The sequence below is a fragment of the Bradyrhizobium sp. CCBAU 25360 genome (genome assembly GCF_028128695.1).
In the GTDB taxonomy this organism is placed as follows: domain Bacteria; phylum Pseudomonadota; class Alphaproteobacteria; order Rhizobiales; family Xanthobacteraceae; genus Bradyrhizobium; species Bradyrhizobium ottawaense.
The window spans coordinates 822,003-837,975 of sequence record NZ_LBJA01000001.1; the positions used below are offsets into that span (position 1 = coordinate 822,003).

Genomic DNA, 15,973 nt, shown 5'->3' on the forward strand with positions numbered 1-15,973 from the left:
CCAGCGCTGCTCAAAACTACCGCTGATGTCCGAGTCCGATTCCAAGATGCAAGGCCTTCTGGCGGAGCGCACCGACGCTGCGTTTGGTCATCTTTGCTATTTTTATGACCGGGGTTCGGGCCTTCGAATGGACTTTGAGCTCCTTGATATCTGCCCTCGTCCATTCGCGCCGCGTAACGCGTTTCTTGGTTGCTTTCTTCACGATGAATGCTCCTTTTGAGAGGAGCGGCTTGTAGCATAGTTTTCACGGCACGACGACCGCAAAAAGCAGACGATATATAAGAGTGGCGTCAGGTATAACTTGGTCATGCGTTCCAAACGCGAGACGTCTGGGCTAGTACAGCTGTGGAACTGCAAACCTCATATACACCTCGCCTCGCCCTCAGAGAACGTTCCCATCGACGCCCTTCTATTTGCGGCGAAGCAACCGACACGCGCTAGAATGAGTAAGCCAACGCGAGATCAGTTTAGCCGACCGTCTCGACCACGCTGATGTGCATGAGGAGGCCAGAAGCCTCATCCCTCAGGTTTGAATCACAATATCCCTAGCCGCGTTGAACGACTTCCTAATACCAATTGCAACGCCACTGTTTCAAGATGTGACTTCGAGATCTAGTTGAGTACATCACGATCAGCAAGGGGTTGAGCGGCTGGCGGTCGCCCCGGTAGCGGTTTACGTGGGCTCAATCGCCTGCCGTGGGGCGCTTTCTGCCCGCGTTCCTTCCCAGCTGCGAAGTCAAAGGCGCAGTTGCTCAGCTTTCGGCTGTTGCGCGATCTCTCGCTCAACCTACGCCTGCATAGTTCACTGATCTAAGTGTTCGAGCCTCTCAAGATATTCCCTTCCCTCCTCGGCGAGGATCCCGCATCCGGCCTCCCGCATCAGCTTTGGCCGAAAATGCCGAGTTGGGGCGCGTGGCCTGCGATGCGCTTCATATGAGCCGGCCACTCCGGGCCGCTGCTATACAAGTAGCCAATGCTGCTTAACGACTTCGATACTCGACCGGCCCGTGCGGCTAGCCGGTAGGTATCTTCAGTATAGACGTGAAAACTCACGCGCACGCCATTGACCCAAGAAAAAGCCTCATAACACCTATTTTGAGGTAAGCTCCAGAGGCGCGCCCCGCTTTCAAAAGAAAAGCTTGCTCGCTAAGCCCAATACGCGATGCCCCCCTGGTCTGGTCGCTTTAAGCAACTTTTTCGACGCATCGGCCACATCCTGCCCGAAGCTTCCGAAGAACGGTTCAGCATAAGATAGCGGCGTCGACTAGGAGTGTGAGGAGATCTCAACCGCCTTGGACCAGTACGAGATCAAACGACGTCGGTGGTAACCACGCTGTTGTACATCTTGACGAATGACGTCGCTCACGGAACGAACCGCCCGCCTCTTTCTCTTCCAATTGCCGTCCAATCCCGGCGGGATCCCAAAGCCTGTCGGGACGACCAAAAGATCGTGTCTTCGGTTCAAATAGATATCGAACATGTGGTATCTCTTGTCGCGCGAGCGTAGATCGGCCGTTCATCGGTCTGGTGACATTGAAGCAACAGTCTCCCTTAAAGTCACTGGACGATCAAATGACATTCGAAAGCTCCATCCTGATACGTCAAGACCATCACGGGCACGATGGTGCAAGATCTGAGCGTGTTCACGTCCCAACTTTCCGCTGAGAGGCGCACTCGACGAGCGTCGACCTGAAACGTGCGAGAGTACATCTAATTTTACTTAGCTACTTTGCGGCTCTGCGGCTCTGCGGCGCTTACGCTACAGTTTTTGGTTCTGGCAACTAGTTGATGCAGCATAACTTTGACAAGTTCTAACGAGCACACCTTCGCCAGCTATCAGGCTCCCAAAGCAATGGCTTTACGAGCCGCCGCCTCCGGTACTAGTCGAAGTAATCCTTGGACCCGTCTTCGCGGACCGCATCGACAGTAAAGCAATCCCCCCGGCAAAGATCCACCTATGGCGCTGCCGAGCCGGGATGACCGGAAAGCGATTGTGTTCAAGGATCCTGGCCAGTTCGGGGCCGGCGTCTTTGACTAAAACGAACGTCAGGAGGGACCGAAAGGACGTTGATATCTATGTAGAGGCCGGACAACAGCAGGTCGTCATCGTCGCAAGCTGGGGAATTAGTTTTGAATGGTTCGGGCGCGACTATCACTTGCGCATTGCTTCTGGCAAATAGTCGGTCATCGCTCGAGACCGCACCAACAGAAGGCTCATCGGTCGATGCACGATCACGTTAAGCTCCCGCAACGTGTCCACAATTGCTTCGACGTGCTCATTCAGTTCGTCGACATAGCGGTCCTCGATCCCGTGGCGGACCGGTGCGCGAGCTCAGGCACCTGCTGCCGCCGACGAGAGAACGCGGATAATACCAGTCCGAGCGAAGCTCAAGATTGTTATAAAGGAATAAGTCGCAAGAGAGTTCGCGATCATGAGCCGCATGATTGGTGGCCGTACCCACCACAACTTCCTTCAATCTCGACCACTCGTCGTACGAATCTAAAGTCACGCTTACCCGTATCGGCCGTGCGTTCAGGTTTCATAGCCGAGTCCGATCAAGACGCGAGCGTAGGCACAGTCTCATAGGCACGCTCGCCGAATACGTTATCGCGGGCAAGCAAGCCGTCCATGCTAATGGCGATGCCATGACTGGCGAGCACGCCGGTGAACGTCGCGGCCGTGAATAGCCTTGGTCGGTGCTTAAGATGTCGCGCTTCCGTGGAAAACTCAGGAAGTGCGAAACCCTTGCTTACTCAGGCGTCCTTGCGGGATGCTCGAAAGGCTGATGTGGACGGATTAGCTAAGGCAGGTGGGGTTCGAAGCTCCAATACATCGGCGAATATTGTCCAATCGCGGACACTCTTTTGCTTGCAAAATTCAGTCTCCGCCTGCTGAGCAGCAGCACTCAGGGAGACGGCATCGACCTTGAATGCTGCCTGGCACGCACGATGCTCGCCGCCGGTATCGTCACAAACGGTCTTAATAAACCGAACATTAAATGAAGGCATGCCCCTCGCTTCCCGTGGTTCGCTTATCGACTATTCTGCCATTCGCATCGCGAGTATTTGATCTGCCTCAAGTAGCCCCCCAAGAGGTCTGTCCGCCCATCCAAAGATCGATCAGATGTAACGGCACGGCACGAGCCGCTTGCGCGCAGATTTCTTATATACGCCGGCGAGGGACTATGCGCGCAGGCGATCGTGCGGCAATCAGGCCAGGAACCCGTCTTCCATCCGACGGTCCACTAGCCGCCCCCACGGTAAGCCGATCATAAGGATTGTCGCAGCCCACGTTTCGATGAGCCCAGGTCCAGGACTCCAGTGCCGAGACCTAAAGGTGGGATCAGCCCCGACAAGGCTACCGACGATGAAGGCGAACAATCGTTTGACCATCCGTGTGCACGGAGCAATGAGGAACAATGCTGCCGTAGCCCATGGAGCGTGAGTTGCGCCTCAAATCAACACGCTGGCGTGCTGCAGAGAGTGCGATGGATTCGCGCATGCCCGAGTTCGGACATGTGCACTGCCACGCGGGGATTTGCGGCACGTGCGGCCGCTCGAGGTCAACCACTCCCGGACGAACGAGGCTTTTGACCCGCATCAATGCTACGACGGCTGTGTCCTGATAGAGGTGATCTTCTAGTAAGGTCAGACGCATGGCAGAAAGAACGACTTGAGCCCATGATGCTCTCATGTCCAAGCACCAGCCATCACTTTTTAGGACTCCTTTCGGGCGCAGCCGAGCCGCGGGTTGATGACCTACACATGATAAGTTGCGCCGCTTGCGATGACGTCTACTTTATCGACCTGCGGACAGGCCCGATTATGGGCTCCGAGCAACGCTACGTCCCTCCTATTGGTGTCAACCGAATCCAGCGTCTTCGCGCTCTCGCTGGAGCACGTGCTACGCGCGCGAGAGCGCGGCTGAAGTCGCCCGCACTCCACGGGATGACGCCGCAGAACACGGAGTATCTCACCAACAAGGGACGTGACATGATAGAAAACCGGGCCATTTACCCCGCCACAAGCCAGATTGCTGGAGCTGCAGACCAGTTTAGTTCGTGCAGAACAGTTACAAATAGCGACAGCCGAGGCCTTGAGCTGCCCCAGATCCATTCGGCGGAAGCTCAGGCCTTGTTTGCCGGCGAAAATCCAAATATTCGCGAGCGGACAGTGTTCCGGACCAACGATGCCACCGACTGCCCTCTGCCGCGGCTCACGCCATCAAGACCGCGCGCCGTCCGGTCGAATCGCGCAGAGCCTGCTCGCGCGAACGCCAAGCGATGTTCGTAATGTTCACAAGGTTGTCTGAATTTGTCAGCTCGCAGCGATGAACTTTGTTCAGGATCAAATGGCGATTTGATCTGGGAGCGGCTCGAAATCATGCCGCCCTTCGATCAGGATCTGGAGATTGCCGTGATCGAGGGGAATTCAATTCACCGGGTGGTCTTTCCCTGCCGCCGGGCGTTCGGCGGATGGATCAACGCGAATACCGGAGAGCACGTCGCCGTGCAGCCAACGCATTGGCGTATCTGGCTCGGATAGCGGCGGCGATCCTGCACAATAGATTGGTGTGAGTTGAAGCAGGAACTGGCTTCGGCGTCCTCTCGTCGGACACTATGTGGGGTTCATCGAATGAGAGCGCCTGACGGGGAAACATGTCCGAGCGGACCGATGAGAAGCCCCTTGCGGTTACGTCCGGCATCACCCCTCTCATTGTTGTCGCAACCGTTCCCACTCTTCTTATGAGAGACACCACGGTGTAGATTTCGTCTCTCAGACCAAACGATCGCTTAGCACGGCATAAGGAGCTACGATAAACGTATCGATATGAGTCCATATTCTCGGCCAATGTTCTCGCCTTGGTGAACCGTCGGCTATTATCTTTCGGCCAAGTACCGCGAGCCGTCAGCGTCGTTTCTCCGGATGCACATCCGTTCCAACCATCAACTGGGGCCAAGCACTTTTTGTTGGCCCCAAGTCTTGCCGCGAGATTAAGGAGGGCGGTATTGACCACAAGCGAGTAGCTTGGTCGAGAACAGACCGAGCGCCGGATCAATGATTTTGCGGAGACGATGCAGCGCGCAGTTCGCGGGCGGCAGCGACCATGTTGGTAATCGCAGGCCGCACCTCCTCCCATTTGCGCGTTTTTAAGCCGCAGTCCGGATTGACCCAGAGCTGTGATTCTTGCAAACGCGTCCGAGCCAGCACCATCAGCTCCTTCATTTCGCTCACCTCGGGAACGCGTGGAGAGTGGATGTCGTACACGCCAGGTCCGATTTGATTTGGGTATTCGTACTTCCTGAATGCGCCCAGTAGTTCCATTTTCGATCGCGACGTCTCGATCGAAATGACATCCGCATCCATTGCAGCGATCGCACCGATGATGTCGTTGAACTCGGAGTAGCACATATGTGTATGGATTTGCGTCTGATCGGTAACGCCTGATGAGCAGATGCGGAAGCACTCTCCGGCCCAATCGAGATAGGCCTTCCACTCCGATCGGCGCAAGGGCAATCCTTCGCGAAGTGCAGCTTCGTCGATCTGTATCATGCCCGCACCGGCATTCTCGAGGTCGCGCACTTCGTCGCGGATCGCAAGCGCAAGCTGACGGCAGACCTCGCTCCTAGGAATATCATCGCGAACAAACGACCAGTTCAGGATCGTCACCGGTCCGGTCAACATCGCCTTCATTGGCTTGCTAGTTAGTGATTGCGCGTAACGCCACCAGTCCACAGTGATCGGCTTCGACCGCACTACATCGCCAAACAGGATCGGGGGCCGGACGCAGCGCGAACCATAAGACTGTACCCATCCCTTCCTGGTAAATAGGAAGCCGGCGAGTTGCTCGCCAAAGTACTGCACCATGTCATTGCGCTCAAATTCGCCGTGCACGAGGACGTCAAGACCGATGTCCTCCTGCCAACGTACGGCGCGGGCTATCTCCTCCTTGATGAACCTATCGTATTGCTCGTCGCTCAGCGCGCCTCGCGCATGCGCCGCCCGAGCATTTCTGACTTCTGTGGTCTGAGGAAACGATCCGATCGTCGTGGTGGGAAAAGCTGGTAGTCCAAAGCGTGCCCTTTGGATCTCGGAACGACGTGCAAACGGACTTGCGCGCCGGCGCATCGTCTGGTCGATTGCGCTCATCCGGGCAGCGACATTGGCATCATGGATCTTCGGCGAAGTCCGCCGGGCAGTCGCAGCGCATTCCGAATCGGCAAGAGCGAGCCCGACATTTTGGTCGCCAGCGAGTGCTCGCGCCAGGATCGCAAGCTCACGCATCTTCTGAACAGAGAAAGCAAGCCAGCTCTTGACGTCGGACGTGAGCCCGGTCTCGAGTTCAACATCGACCGGCACATGAAGCAGCGAGCAGGATGGAGCGAGCTGTACACGGTGCTTGCCGAGCTTCGCAATCGCGGGCTCCAACCGCCGACGGAGCGACGACAGATTCGATCGCCACACATTCCGGCCGTCGATGACACCGAGCGACGTTACGAGATCTCTTCGACCGACAGCAATGATCTGATCCAACAACTCTGGCGCTCGAACCAGGTCAACGTGCAGACCCGAGACTGGGAGGCTCAAGGCGGTATCCAAATTGTCGCCTAGGTCGCCGAAATAGCTGGCAACCATGATCTTGATAGCCGGTCCCTCTTTTGCGAACCGCTTATAAGCATGTAGCAGTGATTTTCGTACCGCTTCGTCCAGATCAAGGACCAGGCAGGGCTCGTCAAACTGAACCCAACTTGCCCCTCGTTCGGCCAATTCATGCAGAACCTCAATATAGATCGGTATCAAATCATCTAGTAGGGATAGGGGCTGGAACGCGCCATCGGCACTCTTGCCGAGTTTTAGGAATGTGACGGGCCCGATCAGGACAGGGCGGGTCTGAAAGCCGAGAGCCTTTGCTTCCTCATACTCTTCGATGGGTTTGCGAGAGCAAAGTCTGAACGCCTGTCCCTTGTAAAACTCGGGAACCATGTAGTGGTAGTTGGTATCAAACCACTTAGTCATTTCCTGCGCGGGTGCGCCAGACCCCCGCTGGCGGAGACCGCAACTCGTATCCTGGTCGTCGCATTGTGATCCGCGAGCCATGGCGAAGTACGTCTTGAGGGAAACGTAGTCTCCTTTCGAGGCGTAGATCTCCGGGATAGCACCAACCATGACACTTGTATCGAGCACCTGATCATACAGCGAGAAGTCATTCGACGGAATGATCGTGACGCCGAGAGATTTCTGACGAGCCCAGTTAGCTGCGCGCAGCCCGGATGCGTCCTCGAGCAATTGCTGTTCGCTGATCTTTCCCGCCCAGTAGCTTTCGAGAGCGAGTTTGAGCTCACGCCTTGGACCGATGCGTGGCGTCCCGAGCGTAGCAACCGGAAGAGAGAGAAGAGACATAGTGTTAACCCCTGTTGGGGACAAAGGCCATGGCGGACGCAGGCAGAGGAAGTCGCGCATGCGACGGCTGCTTGGCGCACCACCGAGACACCCCGCCCGTGGACCAATACATCGTCGGGGCAGGTCTCCTGGCTTGCTGGTCATCGCTGCTGTCCGGCCTTCCCGAAGCCGTGCTGGCTTCAGTGACATCGTTGGACAGTAGCTCGCCGCTCACAGTTGCGGGGGCAGCGCCGGCATTTGCACCGGCTTCCCTCTTAGCTCCGGATCAAGTGGGATTCGGAGAACCTCGACGACTTGGATTATCGACAGGAGGACTCTTCCGTCAACCTCTCAGATCATGTGCCAAGCTAATCTGCGACATCTAGGCGAATAACCGTGCCTTTCTATGAGCAGCGCAATCTAGCAACATACGGGACGAGCAGGTTGACTTGCGTGCTAACCAGACTTCAAAGTTCATCGATTAAGTCGGCTTCGTGTCGCCAGCCATCATGTAGGCCGCACGCCGACGCCAACGATCGCGTACCAGACGGTTCAATGACGGCAAACGCACTTGAAAGGATCCACAAACTGCGGCCGATACACTGAATGGAAACATCGAAGCGTGCGCAGGTTGGAAAGTCGACAAGAGGGACATAAAACCCGTGCAACTCTCCGCCCTCTCCCTGGCACAAAGAATGCAAGCCGCTCGACATACCCAGTCTCTCTTGCTCGGTATGTCCAGCTCAGCCAATTGAAGCTGTCGCGGGCTAGGGAAGTTAGCGGCGCGTGACATAGAGGGGAGCGGCTGCCCGCGCGGGATAGCCACGGGTGCCCCGTCGCCTCTCCGTAAACTTCTTGCGCCCGCTCATAGCAGCTTCAAGGTTGCCAGCTTTGAAAGATGTACGGATGAAACGCGATAGGCCGAGGGTTATGAAGAGAATGTCGGGAAGACCCGCGCTATGGCTTGCCCTGGGCGGACTTCTAATGTGCCTAGCCTGGCCGGCTGCCATGAGCAACACCATTGGCGCCAGCGACAACCCACTTGTCGAAAGACTCAAGTCAACGTGGCGAGCGCAAGATGGTGAGACGATAGAACAAATCATCTCCAATGTCTCGAAGGTGGCACAGTTCGTCCCTCAGATGTGGGGGGTCGTTGAACTTGGCGAAAACGACTATGTTTTCGTTTCGTGGACCAGGCACCGAGACAACAAATCAGACGAACAGTACGCTATCACCTGGAAAGTCGCGCTCGACGGTACGATTGAGCTTGCGTCAACCTATGCGAAGCCGATGGAATTGGGCTGGCGTGCCCTAGCGCTCTCGTTGATCGCCAAAGAAGTCGCAGATGGTGAAAGGGACGCAAACTTTAGCTTTCTGCATGATCCAAGTAACTTCAACTTTGTGACTACGCCGCAAGGCCGGCTCGGCGATCTTCTGCGGCAGGGCCGATGCACTATCATTGAACCTGTTGGGGTAGACTACTTACCCAAGCAGAATGACAAGCCGAACGAGAAAGGCGATCTATGGCGCATTCTGCTCTTGGTGAATTGCGATATCCAAGGACCACGTTATTTTACACACAACGGGGTCATCACTTTCGAGAAGAGCGAAGGCCAAGATTGGGAGCCACAATCCTCTTTTGCCAAGCGCATCGCGAAATTTCCTCCGGGCTCCTGGTTTCAACGGACCGAGCCAAAGGAAGAGGAAGACTTAGGGGACCGAAGGCCTTAGTAGACGGCCGCGCAGAGCAACATCGCACCGCAGCTGCCGTACGGTCGAAAGCCTCGTACCAACTGCAAGACATACCCGCTCCGCAGTTGCGTTGCTTACGGCTCCGCAATAGTCCGGCTGCCCTTCTCGCAGCAGTTCGGCCTGCCCTACGAAAGGTCAAGCAGCATGATACTTTTCCGCCAGGTGTCGAGCTCAGCGGCGCGTACTAGGACGCGGACTCATTAAGGCGCATCCATAGCCTGATTGACGCGAGTTGAACGAATGCGAGGTAGTTGGCAGCGAGCCTGTCGTAGCGCGTCGCCACCCGACGACATTGTTTGATCCTATTGAAGAACCGCTCGACCTGCTTGCGAGCACGATAGAGATAGGGGCTGAAGCAGATCGGATCGCTGCGATTGCTTTTCGGCGGGATGTTCGCCCACGCACCCTTCTTCCTGGCAAGCTCCCTGATCCAGTCCGCGTCATAGCCACGATCGGCAAGCAGCATTGACCCGGATTTCAGACGAGACAGCAGTTTTCCGGCGAGTCGAACGTCATGGGCCTCACCGGGGCTCAGCGCCAACCGTACTGGCAGACCATTGCCATCGACCACCGCATGGATTTTGCTCGTCAAGCCGCCGCGGGACCTTCCCATTGATTGGCGCTGGTCCTTGTGATGCAGGCTCCATGCTGATGCACGCGGACAATGGAGGTGTCGATCATCTGGACAGCGGCATCATGGGCAGTGGAAAGCGCTTCTATGATGCAGCCCCAAACACCGGCCCGCCGCCACCTGACGAAGCAATTGTAGCAAGTGGTGTATGGGCCAAACGCCGTCGGCAGATCACGCCAGGGTGCTCCTGATCGGAGGATCCAGAAGATGCCATTCAGGACCCGTCTGTCGTTCACTCGAGGAACACCACGCGGCTTGTTCGGCAGCATCGGCTTGATGGTGGCCCATTCATGGTCGGCGAGTTCGTAGCGCATGATTCGAGCCCTCGGTGAGTTTGAATCACGGCAGTCCGGCCAAATGCAACGCTTTTGGCCCGCTCCTGGTGCGGCGCTTACGGACAGGAGCGGACATCAACCAGCCCTCCATCTCTGCCAAATGCGTCGAAAATGACCCTAAGCGGGCGTTGTAAGTCCCCTTACCTCGCATCAGGGACACGCGGCTGGCCGTCACAACCGTTTTTTAACCCCGCCCACGAAATGGTACGAACTTAGCTTATGATGGTGCTTTGACGCTGCTGGACTGTTAGGCGGATCGTATCACCGCACGACCCGTGGCATCTACCGGTGATGCGAGCCCGGTTGCTCCCGCCCTAAACTGGCGAGGGGCCATGTGCGACAAGTGCGACCAGATCGATGCCCGAATTCAAAAGCTCCGCATCCTCATCTCTCCGGGCCTGGAATCTTTTAGTCGCGTAATGATCGAAGCCGCCATCGAGGCGTTGCACGCAGAAAGGCAGGCATTCCAGTGCGAGGGCAGTTCGTCTTCATCCAACGGGTAACCTTTCGGCTGCGCGGGCCCTCGTTGAGAGCATTCGAGCGTTCGAAGGCTAACGGCGCTCGGGTCAAATCTCCAAGTGCCCCTCAGCGGATCCGCGGCGGTGTCCGCCGGTCTGTCCGCTTGCCCCCTGCGGAGGTTCCGGTTCGCTCGGCGAATGCGATGCCCCCGAGGGAGTGGAGGCGGCCTAACTCAAGTTATTGAAGTGCGATCGAACAGGCTGATGATCAGCACAATGGACGAACTCCTAAAACGCGCTGCTCTAGCTATCGCAGACAGCCAAGCGCTTCAGCACCATTGGCGCCTTCTGTTCGAAGAGCAGAGGTTTGAGCGAGTGCAACTCCGACGCTCAGTTCTCGAAAGTGCTCAGGCGAGGGTCGAGAGCAAGGCGATGCGCGAAAATGGGCAACCCTAATTGCTGTGAAATGAGATCAATCCATGGTAGTCGTCCTCTATCACCGGCTGAGGCCCTGCCCGTAGGCGCTGGTGGCTGAGAGACAAGCGAGCTCCCGCCTGCTGGATCAGGAGGAGCCGATGTCGAAATCATCGGACGACAAGCGCTTTGCCGACAGCCGCTTTCCGCATACGGGGATTGACGCGCGGATGGTCGCTTGGTCTCGTGAGTTGTTGGCTCACTCCGAAGCTCTGCTGCGAAGGCCAGCCCCAACGGTCTTTCTTGGAGGCGGCCCCTACAAACCATGGCCAAAAGCAGAAGACGAGTAGAAAATGAAGTAGGCCATTCGCTGCTCTGAAGGCTAGTGAATGTTGCCTATTGGCCCAACCCGGTCCTGCAGCACCGTTCGCCGACTCGTCAGCTCGTGACCATTGGCAGACGTGCTCACCTGACCTCAGGTTCTGGAGACGAGCGGACGCGAATGGGGCAGAGAGGTTCCTTCGCGGGAACGCCACAATCGCACGGCGTCTCCATGGTTGGGGTAAAGGTCCGTTTCAGCTAGGATTGAGCGTAAGGGGCATCTCAGAAAGAGGTTCGATAAATGACGACTGTGCAACCGAACTCCCGCACGCCAAGAGCTCTGATGGCCGGGGCACAGGATGCGTGGCATCGATCGTTCGAGCATTCGCCTGTACCCGCCCTTCTACTTACGCCGGATCTGAAGATTGTTGATGCCAACGACGCCTACCTCATCGGCGTCTCGCGCTCGCGGGATACGCTTGCCGGTTTAGATATGTTCGACGCCTTCCCTGACAATCCGCACCTGGCACTTGCCAACGGGGTTGCCAATCTGGCCGAGTCGTTTGGCAAGGTCCTTCAGGAAATGCGCGGTCAGGTGATGCCCTTGCAAAGATATGACATCCAGCCCGAAGGTCGACCTTGGCAGGTTCGCTATTGGCACCCTAAGAACTGGCCGGTTCTCGATGGTGATGGCGGGATCGTGGCGGTGGTCCATCATGTCACCGACGCAACGACCTCTGTTCTGGCCCGAAAGGCTGAGAGAGCGGGTCGGCCTCCTTCGGCGTCAGAGGCGCTCTTGCGCTCTGCTGACAAGGCCATTTATGGGGCGCGCGAGGTTGTCAAGGAAACCCAGGAGAAGATCTTGGCATCTCGCGCTTTGATCGAGGAGAGTGTGGAGGTCGTGCGACAAACCACCAAGGCACTCAAGCACAATTCCCCGCCAGATGCATTCCTAGGGCGAAAGACTTTTGAACCCTTTCCCGAGGAGCCTAGAGATTAGGTTGGCTGGTTAGTGGTCCGCCGTCATCTAAAACGCGTGCCTGCTGTTGGCCCACCGCGACATATTGCGCTGCCGCACGAAGTCGGTCGCTATAGGGGCAAAGCAGACATTCCTTTAATCGCATCACGCCGCCGGGTTTATGGGTACAGAGCCTAGTTTGCGACTGGTTTGCCCGCCTGCACTCCACCCAGTGAGAGCAACCAGGTTGCGGGGGACTAGCTCTCCTGCATTCTTCGCTAGAGCGCTTGGGGATGCGTCGACCCGAGCCGATGAGGCGTGCGCTTCGCACATCGCGTAGCTGCGTGACATACGCAGGAGCGTGAGCGTAGCGACGCCCGGCACTAGGGACCGACGCTGAAACGAAACGGGCTAGGAAGTTACACTGGTAGCAAGCCCGGCCCACCCGCTGAGCGCCTACTCACCGCAGGGCGGAAGCTCCGGAGATGTACGCTAGAATGTCGAGCGCCAAACTGACTCGGCCTAGATTTCCTCGCGCTCATTCGTCTGCACGTCATAGACCCGGATCGTAAGCTTGGGAAACCGCTTCTTTAATTCTGCTCCACCTGCCGTGGCACCGTCTTTGGTTGCGAATTCGGCTCTGAGTTGGCCATCTACTTCAAGCGCGTAAGATGAGACTGTTACTTCCCGAACGACTGCCACCATGTCATTCCCATTATGTAGTGAGGTACTTAAGAATGATGTGTAGCTTGAGTCGGCTAAACCGCACCAGAGCTATTCGCCACGAGTGCGCGATGGGCAATCGCGTATCGTGGACTGACCCCTCACACTGAATTGCATCAGGATGGCGCTCGCGATTGTCCGAACACGTGGGCAGCTTGCGCACGCCCGGAGCGCACACGGCAAAGCGCGGCTCCATATCGCAACCGTTCCAAGTCCTGGAGCAAACGGCCGCTGATGCCGGCGTTCCTGGGTAGGCCACTCGAGATCGCGGGGAACCGTCACGACCGAAGAGCGGCCGCCCGTAGCGCCGCCGAGTCATAAACAATTCAGTTCTTGTAAAAGCGTATGGGCGGTAGCAGCAACGACCTACGGTGCAGCGCGGAGGACCAAATGCCACAATGCGATTGATAGCAACGATCATCTGGCTCGGTGTAAGAAGGCGTCGGATTTCCGCGCTTTGCTCAAACAAGAAAGCTTGATTTACACAGCGAGCATCGAGGCTGAACTCCGCCACGTAATTGTCTACACGGACAGAGCGAGCCAGACCAGATCATTTTGCAGATCTTTGTCGTGACAATACATTGGGGCGAACTCATCGTGCTCGTCGGCACGGTCTAGTTTGCCGATAGGAGTCGTAAGTAACAATAGCAAGGTTGCTCGTCCACCCCCAACGCCGCCGCGAGCGCCGACGCTTCATTAGTCGCTCACTTTTTGCAAAGGGGGCGCACAGCGTTTCGAGGCTCCGGGTTTGTCCAGCGCCGCGAGTACGGCGCAAAGCCGACGAGACTCTCCTCCCAGGTTCAGAGGGTCACAGTACGCTCCCAGTGAGACGCCGATGCTCGAGTGATACCGCCGCACGCACCAGAAGAAATCTCTTGATCCTTACGCAGCGTCAGGTCGTAGGTTTGAACTCACGCCAAGCTCTCATAAAGCACACATCGAAATACGCCGGCTGGACGGACCTCTGCCATCGAGCAGTCGGATCGCACCGTATCGTGCGTGAACATGGATCAGGAGCGAAAGGTTATTGTCGGGATGACGCACCGCGGAATCATGTTCGCATTGTTCGTTCTCATCACATCTCCGGTCTACGCCGCGACACTCAGCGGTGTTCCGCGCATCCTCGACGCCAATACGATCGAGATCGAAAGAACGAACGTTCGGCTCCTAGGCATCGAAGCTCCTGAGACGGATCACATTTGTCTCGACGCACAAGGCCGGAAATGGGCCTGCGGCCTAGCTGCTCGCGACGAGCTTATCAAGCATTCGAATGGGCGCACGTGGGTTTGTCATACCCAAAGAGTCGATGAGTATCGGCGAGCCCTCGGTAGCTGCTTCATCGAAGGCGAGGATGTGAACGTCTGGATGGTACGTGCGGGCTGGGCACTCTCCGCCGGTGCATCTCACCATACCTACGCTGTCTACGAGTTGGTGGCGAGCACAGCTAACACGGGGCTGTGGTCGGGGGCGTTCATCGCCCCCTGGGACTGGCCTCACCGCAATAGGGGCACGATCGTCGTTGGCGCGACCTTGGTCCCGATCGACGCTCAGGAAGTCCTGCTTGGATCGCTCCTGCTGGCGGAACCACCGTCGTCCGAGTGCCTGATAAAAGGGACTCTCGAGCGCAACGGCGAGCGGACTTATCGCGTGCCAGGGCAGCGCGGTTACGAACAAATCGACATGACGAAGAAGGGCGGCGAACGCTGGCTCTGCAGCGAAGCGGAAGCCGAAGCGACTGGGTGGCGTAAAGCCGTGCCATGAGGCGACACATGCAAGCAGCCCATTCTCATCACATGTACCATTTAACCAAGAACGCGCGCTCGCGCCGGTCACTGTTGCTGTTCGCTGCTTCGACAGTTTTCCTGCGGTTCGGCGATAAGATCGTCGACGCGAAGGAAGCAAAGGGCCTGCCCAAACCAAACAACCTGCTCTCGCCAAATGCTGCCCTGGATCGGCTGCTGAAGGGGAACGATCGCTATATCCAGGGCGCATCGCGAATCGACGATTTCAGGCGCGAGCGGCCAGTCTTGGTTGAGGGACAAAATCCATATGCAGCGGTTCTGAGCTGCGCCGACTCTCGCGTGGTCCCCGAACTTATCTTCGACAGCGGACTAGGTGATCTGTTTGTCTGCCGCGTCGCCGGCAACTTCGCTAACGAGGATACGCTCGCCAGTATGGAATACGCGGTTGCCATACTCAACACGCCGCTGATCCTCGTCCTTGGCCACGATCATTGCGGTGCGATAAAGGCTACGATCAAGTCGCTCTATGAAGATAAGCGGCCGCCGGGGCACATTTCGTCCCTGGTCACTGCACTTTCTCCTGCAGTGAAAGCATCTGGCGACCAAGCCGGCGACGCGTTCGCCCAAGCAACCCGACAAAATGTGGTCGATAACGTCAACAAAATCAAATCTACGGGGCCAATTCTGAACGCTGCAGTCGAGCAGAACCGACTGAAGGTCATCGGGGGGCTGTATCGGATCGACACCGGCAAGGTCGATATTGTGAGCTGATGCTAGCGCCTTCACGCTCCCGGCAATCGTACGCCGCCTGATACATCGGTTCAGTTCCGCGCGATATTATTGGTCCAACGTCCACCACAAATACGCCCGGACACTATCCGCTCCACAATTGTCATCGCTTCAGGAATCATTAGATATGCGTGGCCTCATAATTCTTCTCGTGTTTTACGCACTCATGTTGGCAACGCGGGGCCAGCAACAAGATACGCACATAGCGCGTCCAACAGCATTCATGGTTCCTGATTGAGCCGACAACCCAGTGGAGGTGGTTCAGGCAGCAGATCGCCATGCGAAGCATTGCAGGGTCTGAACTCCAGAGCACGCGACGATCCCGGGAGCTTCTCAGCTTCGACCGGAGCAAGGCATTCAGGGTCCTGCCTCGATAACCGAGCTCAGCCTGGGCTGAGGATCACATAGAACAACCAGCAGGACTGCCCGGCCCGGGGCTTTTGCAGCAGCATGCTACCCGCATCAGTACC

General features: G+C 57.0%; 9 protein-coding genes, 1 pseudogene and 1 riboswitch. Of the genes and pseudogenes, 5 read left to right on the forward strand and 5 right to left on the reverse strand.

Features of this window, described 5'->3' with window-relative positions:
* Window positions 1–16: 16 nt before the first annotated feature.
* From XH81_RS03655 to XH81_RS03665, 3 genes and pseudogenes are all read right to left on the reverse strand, one after another.
* Complete coding sequence (locus XH81_RS03655) at window positions 17–202, reverse strand: hypothetical protein (protein ID WP_172789405.1); 186 nt, start codon at window positions 200–202, stop codon at window positions 17–19.
* A gap of 2,372 nt (window positions 203–2,574) precedes the next feature.
* A pseudogene (locus XH81_RS03660) lies at window positions 2,575–2,717 on the reverse strand (IS3 family transposase); the annotation flags it as partial.
* 37 nt (window positions 2,718–2,754) lie between these two features.
* A complete protein-coding gene (locus tag XH81_RS03665) occupies window positions 2,755–3,009 on the reverse strand; it encodes a hypothetical protein (RefSeq protein WP_271595803.1) in 255 nt (84 codons plus the stop codon).
* 1,374 nt (window positions 3,010–4,383) lie between these two features.
* On the opposite strand from XH81_RS03665, the gene XH81_RS03670 reads away from it, so the two are divergent.
* The gene (locus tag XH81_RS03670; RefSeq protein ID WP_246709090.1) at window positions 4,384–4,545 is read left to right on the forward strand and encodes a hypothetical protein; all 162 of its coding nucleotides are present in this window, start codon (window positions 4,384–4,386) and stop codon (window positions 4,543–4,545) included.
* 510 nt (window positions 4,546–5,055) lie between these two features.
* On the opposite strand, the gene metE is transcribed toward XH81_RS03670, so the two are convergent.
* Window positions 5,056–7,401 (reverse strand): 5-methyltetrahydropteroyltriglutamate--homocysteine S-methyltransferase, encoded by a 2,346-nt coding sequence (metE, locus tag XH81_RS03675; protein WP_271595991.1) that lies wholly within the window; start codon window positions 7,399–7,401, stop codon window positions 5,056–5,058.
* A gap of 101 nt (window positions 7,402–7,502) precedes the next feature.
* Window positions 7,503–7,705: riboswitch (cobalamin riboswitch) on the reverse strand.
* 683 nt (window positions 7,706–8,388) lie between these two features.
* On the opposite strand from metE, the gene XH81_RS03680 reads away from it, so the two are divergent.
* The gene (locus XH81_RS03680) at window positions 8,389–9,111 is read left to right on the forward strand and encodes a nodulate formation efficiency C protein (protein ID WP_271595804.1); all 723 of its coding nucleotides are present in this window, start codon (window positions 8,389–8,391) and stop codon (window positions 9,109–9,111) included.
* A 205-nt stretch (window positions 9,112–9,316) separates the two neighbouring features.
* Here the strand turns inward: XH81_RS03680 and XH81_RS03685 are convergent.
* Window positions 9,317–10,077 (reverse strand): IS5 family transposase gene (locus XH81_RS03685; RefSeq protein WP_271595805.1). Its coding sequence is split into 2 segments (ribosomal slippage): window positions 9,317–9,768 and window positions 9,768–10,077, totalling 762 coding nucleotides; the frame shifts between segments, so codons are not numbered across the junction.
* Between the two features lie 1,557 nt (window positions 10,078–11,634).
* Between XH81_RS03685 and XH81_RS03690 the strand changes: the two genes are divergently transcribed.
* The 3 genes from XH81_RS03690 to XH81_RS03700 all read left to right on the forward strand — a co-directional run bounded on the left by XH81_RS03690 (window position 11,635) and on the right by XH81_RS03700 (window position 15,485).
* On the forward strand, window positions 11,635–12,291 hold the full coding sequence (locus XH81_RS03690; protein WP_271595806.1) for a PAS domain-containing protein: 657 nt from the start codon (window positions 11,635–11,637) through the stop codon (window positions 12,289–12,291).
* 1,755 nt (window positions 12,292–14,046) lie between these two features.
* Window positions 14,047–14,733, forward strand: a complete 687-nt coding sequence (locus XH81_RS03695; RefSeq protein WP_442868195.1) for a thermonuclease family protein — start codon at window positions 14,047–14,049, stop codon at window positions 14,731–14,733.
* Window positions 14,734–14,741: 8 nt separating this feature from the next.
* Window positions 14,742–15,485, forward strand: coding sequence for a carbonic anhydrase (locus tag XH81_RS03700; protein WP_271595808.1), 744 nt, complete (start codon window positions 14,742–14,744; stop codon window positions 15,483–15,485).
* Window positions 15,486–15,973: the final 488 nt, after the last annotated feature.

What these genes read in the sequence shown, in the direction of transcription:
- XH81_RS03680 (WP_271595804.1), top strand. Translation starts at nt 8,389, where the DNA reads ATGAGCAACACCATTGGCGCCAGCGACAACCCACTTGTCGAAAGACTC.
- XH81_RS03665 (WP_271595803.1), bottom strand. Translation starts at nt 3,009, where the DNA reads ATGCCTTCATTTAATGTTCGGTTTATTAAGACCGTTTGTGACGATACC.
- XH81_RS03700 (WP_271595808.1), top strand. Translation starts at nt 14,742, where the DNA reads ATGCAAGCAGCCCATTCTCATCACATGTACCATTTAACCAAGAACGCG.
- XH81_RS03670 (WP_246709090.1), top strand. Translation starts at nt 4,384, where the DNA reads ATGCCGCCCTTCGATCAGGATCTGGAGATTGCCGTGATCGAGGGGAAT.
- metE (WP_271595991.1), bottom strand. Translation starts at nt 7,401, where the DNA reads ATGTCTCTTCTCTCTCTTCCGGTTGCTACGCTCGGGACGCCACGCATC.
- XH81_RS03690 (WP_271595806.1), top strand. Translation starts at nt 11,635, where the DNA reads ATGGCCGGGGCACAGGATGCGTGGCATCGATCGTTCGAGCATTCGCCT.